4 protein-coding genes and 1 pseudogene are annotated in these 4,562 nt (G+C 55.9%); all 5 read left to right on the top strand.

Annotated features, from left to right (window positions below; all coding sequences use genetic code 11):
- Positions 1 to 163 precede the first annotated feature (163 nt).
- Positions 164 to 1,396, top strand: a complete 1,233-nt coding sequence (locus HMPREF2959_RS08005) for a multidrug effflux MFS transporter (RefSeq protein WP_002223452.1) — start codon at positions 164 to 166, stop codon at positions 1,394 to 1,396.
- Between the two features lie 38 nt (positions 1,397 to 1,434).
- Complete coding sequence (gene pheA / locus HMPREF2959_RS08000) at positions 1,435 to 2,562, top strand: prephenate dehydratase (RefSeq protein WP_100216566.1); 1,128 nt, start codon at positions 1,435 to 1,437, stop codon at positions 2,560 to 2,562.
- 33 nt (positions 2,563 to 2,595) lie between these two features.
- Positions 2,596 to 3,387: a DNA repair protein RecO gene (recO, locus tag HMPREF2959_RS07995; RefSeq protein ID WP_002243278.1), complete on the top strand. Its 792-nt coding sequence runs from the start codon at positions 2,596 to 2,598 to the stop codon at positions 3,385 to 3,387.
- Positions 3,388 to 3,410: 23 nt separating this feature from the next.
- Positions 3,411 to 4,139, top strand: coding sequence for a pyridoxine 5'-phosphate synthase (gene pdxJ, locus HMPREF2959_RS07990; RefSeq protein WP_002243279.1), 729 nt, complete (start codon positions 3,411 to 3,413; stop codon positions 4,137 to 4,139).
- 151 nt (positions 4,140 to 4,290) lie between these two features.
- Positions 4,291 to 4,512: pseudogene (locus tag HMPREF2959_RS13305) on the top strand (taurine catabolism dioxygenase TauD); the annotation flags it as partial.
- Positions 4,513 to 4,562: the final 50 nt, after the last annotated feature.

Here is a 4,562-nt window from a genome sequence, read left to right as displayed (position 1 = left end):
AACGCTGTACTGGTTTTTGTTAATCCACTATATCGTTCCGGTTCGTCCGGTTTTGCCGGGGCTTTTGTTGCCGCCTGTTTGTGCCGGTGTGTTAAAATTTTCCGTTTCCGCGTATTGTGTTTTCCGCCGCCGGGCGGTTTGTTTGCGAATCGGACGAGAATTTATGCCTTCTGCCCATTATCCTGAAATGAGCGAAAAACTGATGGCGGTTTTGATGGCGATGCTGGTTACGCTGATGCCGTTTTCCATCGATGCCTACCTGCCCGCGATTCCCGAAATGGCGCAGTCGCTGAACGCGGATGTCCACCGCATCGAACAGAGCCTGAGTTTGTTTATGTTCGGCACGGCGTTCGGACAGGTGGTCGGCGGTTCGGTGTCCGACATCAAAGGGCGCAAACCCGTCGCGCTGACCGGACTGGCCGTCTACTGCCTTGCCGTTGCCGCCATCGTATTTGCTTCGAGTGCCGAACAGCTCCTCAACCTGCGCGTTGTGCAGGCATTCGGTGCGGGCATGACTGTGGTCATCGTCGGCGCAATGGTGCGCGATTATTATTCCGGACGCAAAGCCGCCCAGATGTTTGCCCTTATCGGCATCATTTTGATGGTTGTGCCGCTGGTCGCACCCATGGTCGGCGCACTGTTGCAGGGCTTGGGTGGCTGGCAGGCGATTTTTGTTTTTCTGGCGGCGTATTCGCTGGTGCTGCTCGGTTTGGTGCAGTATTTCCTGCCCAAGCCTGCCGTCGGCGGCAAAATCGGACGGGATGTGTTCGGGCTGGTGGCTGGGCGGTTCAAACGCGTATTGAAAACCCGTGCCGCGATGGGTTATCTGTTTTTTCAGGCATTCAGCTTCGGTTCGATGTTCGCCTTTCTGACCGAATCTTCCTTCGTGTACCAGCAGCTTTACCGTGTTACGCCTCATCAATACGCTTGGGCGTTTGCACTAAACATCATCACGATGATGTTTTTCAACCGCGTTACCGCGTGGCGGCTCAAAACCGGCGTGCATCCGCAAAGCATCCTGCTATGGGGGATTGTCGTCCAGTTTGCCGCCAACCTGTCCCAACTCGCCGCCGTGCTGTTTTTCGGGTTGCCCCCGTTTTGGCTGCTGGTCGCGTGCGTGATGTTTTCCGTCGGTACGCAGGGCTTGGTCGGTGCAAACACGCAGGCGTGTTTTATGTCCTATTTCAAAGAAGAGGGCGGCAGCGCAAACGCCGTATTGGGTGTATTCCAATCTTTAATCGGCGCGGGGGTGGGTATGGCGGCGACCTTCTTGCACGACGGTTCGGCAACCGTGATGGCGGCAACGATGACCGCGTCCACCTCTTGCGGCATTGCGCTTCTGTGGCTCTGCTCGCATCGTGCGTGGAAAGAAAACGGGCAAAGCGAATACCTTTAACGGAAAATGCCGTCTGAAACCGTTTCAGACGGCATTTGATGTTAGAATGCACGATAAATTACTGTTCAGGCGAAATTATGTCCCAAACTATCGACGAACTCCTCCTTCCCCACCGCAACGCCATCGACACCATTGATGCGGAAATCCTGCGCCTGCTCAACGAACGCGCGCAACACGCACACGCCATCGGCGAACTGAAAGGCACGGGCGCAGTGTACCGTCCCGAACGCGAAGTCGCCGTGTTGCGCCGCATTCAGGATTTGAACAAAGGCCCGCTGCCCGACGAATCGGTAGCACGCCTGTTTCGGGAAGTGATGAGCGAGTGCCTCGCCGTAGAACGCCCGCTGACCATCGCCTATCTGGGGCCGCAGGGCACGTTTACCCAGCAGGCGGCGATCAAGCATTTCGGACACGCCGCGCACACCATGGCGTGTCCGACCATAGACAACTGCTTCAAGCAGGTTGAAACCCGTCAGGCGGATTATCTGGTCGCGCCCGTGGAAAACTCGACCGAAGGCTCGGTCGGGCGCACGTTGGATTTGCTTGCCGTTACCGCGTTGCAGGCGTGCGGCGAAGTCGTTTTGCGCATCCACCACAACCTTTTGCGTAAAAACAACGGCAGCACCGAAGGCATTGCCAAAGTCTTTTCCCACGCGCAGGCGTTGGCGCAGTGCAACGACTGGTTGGGCAGACACTTGCCCAACGCCGAACGGATTGCCGTGTCCAGCAATGCCGAAGCCGCAAGACTGGTTGCCGAATCGGACGACGGTACGGTTGCCGCCATCGCCGGACGCACGGCGGCGGAAATCTACGGACTCGATATGGTTGCCGAGTGCATCGAAGACGAACCGAACAACACCACGCGCTTCTTGGTGATGGGACATCACGAAACCGGTGCAAGCAGCAGCGACAAGACTTCGCTGGCCGTTTCCGCGCCCAACCGCGCCGGTGCGGTTGCCTCGCTGCTGCAACCGCTGACCGAGTCGGGTATTTCCATGACCAAGTTTGAGAGCCGTCCGAGCAAATCCGTTTTGTGGGAATACCTGTTCTTCATCGACATCGAAGGACACCGCCAGGACGCGCAGATTCAGACGGCATTGGAACGCTTGGGCGAACGCGCTTCGTTCGTCAAAGTCATCGGTTCGTACCCGACCGCCGTTTTGTAGCGGCAGCAGCGTTCAGACGGCATTTCAGGCATGATGTCCGAACACCGAGTCAACCACGAACCCGTCTTCCTGTTGGCTTCCTCGCCATGGCGCGAAAGCAGCCTGCGGGTCGAAGCCTTCAGCCGCCGTTACGGGCGTGTGGCACTTTTGGCAAGAAGCGCGCGCAAGCGGCAGAGCGAATTGCGCGGCGTGCTGGTTTCCTTCGTGCCCGTCAGCGCGTCGTGGTACGGCAGTCAGGAACTCAAAACCCTTCACCGTGCCGAATGGGTCGGCGGATGGCGGCAGCCGCAGGGCAGGGCGTTGTTCAGCGGTCTGTATGTGAACGAACTGGTGTTGAAACTGACCGCGCGCGAAGATCCGATGCCCGAACTGTACGACGCGTTGGCAAAAGTGATGGAGGCGGTGTGTCGTGAAGCCAACCACATTGCCGATTTGCGCCGCTTCGAGTGGAAGCTGCTCAATGCCTTGGGCGTTGCCCCCGATTTGCACACCGACGGCACGGGCGGCGATATTTTGGCGGACAAAACCTACCGGCTGATGCCCGAAGAGGCGGTCATGCCCGTATGCGAGGACGCAGACGCGCTTTCGCACGAAGCCGGCGCAATTGTCGAAGGGCAAAGCCTGATCGATTTGCGCGAAGGCAGTTTCCGCACCGCCGAAAGCCTGCAACAGGCATTGAAAATTACACGGCTTTTTATCCGCCACCTGTTGCCCGAAGGGCTGAAATCGCGGCAGGTGTTGGAACAGATACGGCAGTTTGACCGCAAAGAAACCGCCCGGGAAACCGTCCCGACTTCGGACGGCACGGCTTCAAATGCCGTCTGAAGGCAGAAATAAAAGGAAAGATTATGCTTTTAGGTGTCAACATCGACCACATCGCCACCGTCCGCAACGCGCGCGGCACGACTTATCCCAGCCCCGTGGAGGCGGCACTGGTTGCCGAAACGCACGGTGCGGACCTGATTACCATGCACCTTCGCGAAGACCGCCGCCACATCAAAGACGCGGACGTGTTTGCTGTCAAAAACGCCATCCGCACGCGCCTGAACCTTGAAATGGCGTTGACGGAAGAAATGCTCGAAAACGCGCTTAAAGTGATGCCGGAAGACGTGTGCATCGTGCCGGAAAAACGGCAGGAAATCACGACCGAAGGCGGTTTGGACGTATTGGCGCAACAGGAAAAAATCGCCGAATTCACCAAAATCCTGACCGACGCGGGCATACGCGTGTCTTTGTTTATCGATGCCGACGACAGGCAAATCCAAGCCGCCTATGATGTCGGCGCGCCCGTTGTCGAGCTGCACACAGGCGCGTATGCCGACGCGCGCAGCCACGCCGAACAACTCAAGCAATTCGAGCGTCTGCAAAACGGCGCGCATTTTGCCGGCGATTTGGGCTTGGTCGTCAACGCCGGACACGGACTGACCATACACAACGTTACCCCCATCGCCCAAATCCTCGCCATCCGCGAACTGAACATCGGGCATTCGCTGATTGCCCAAGCCCTCTTCCTCGGACTGCCCGAAGCCGTGCGCCAAATGAAGGAGGCGATGTTCAGGGCAAGGCTGCTGCCGTAAGGGCAGGCAAACCCTTTCAGACAGCATTTCACGACAGGGATATGTTATAGTGGATTAAATTTAAATCAGGACAAGGCGGCGAAGCCGCAGACAGTACAAATAGTACGGCAAGGCAAGCCAACGCCGTACTGGTTTAAATTTAATTCACTATATGAATCAAAAGTATATTTTATCTGCAAACAATAATAGTTTGATAGAAGAAATTCACAATACAGTACAGAGTATTGGGTATTGTATTGTTCGAGGTCTTAATCTAAACCATCTTGATGGCAGCCGGAGAAACAAGAAATTATTTGACTTTCTATCTCAATTAGGAATGCTGACAAACCACAAAGGCGATGGTTTTAAATCTATATTTTGGGATATTAAATATTGAGGCGATGATTATGTAATATAGTGGATTAACAAAAATCAGGACAAGGC

This window comes from Neisseria sp. HMSC070F02, from assembly GCF_001814225.1.
GTDB classification, from domain to species: domain Bacteria; phylum Pseudomonadota; class Gammaproteobacteria; order Burkholderiales; family Neisseriaceae; genus Neisseria; species Neisseria meningitidis.
The sequence above is the reverse complement of the archived record's forward strand: the minus strand, read 5'-3'. Positions and strand labels throughout refer to the sequence as shown.

What these genes read in the sequence shown, in the direction of transcription:
- pdxJ (WP_002243279.1), top strand. Translation starts at nt 3,411, where the DNA reads ATGCTTTTAGGTGTCAACATCGACCACATCGCCACCGTCCGCAACGCG.
- recO (WP_002243278.1), top strand. Translation starts at nt 2,596, where the DNA reads ATGTCCGAACACCGAGTCAACCACGAACCCGTCTTCCTGTTGGCTTCC.
- HMPREF2959_RS08005 (WP_002223452.1), top strand. Translation starts at nt 164, where the DNA reads ATGCCTTCTGCCCATTATCCTGAAATGAGCGAAAAACTGATGGCGGTT.
- pheA (WP_100216566.1), top strand. Translation starts at nt 1,435, where the DNA reads ATGTTAGAATGCACGATAAATTACTGTTCAGGCGAAATTATGTCCCAA.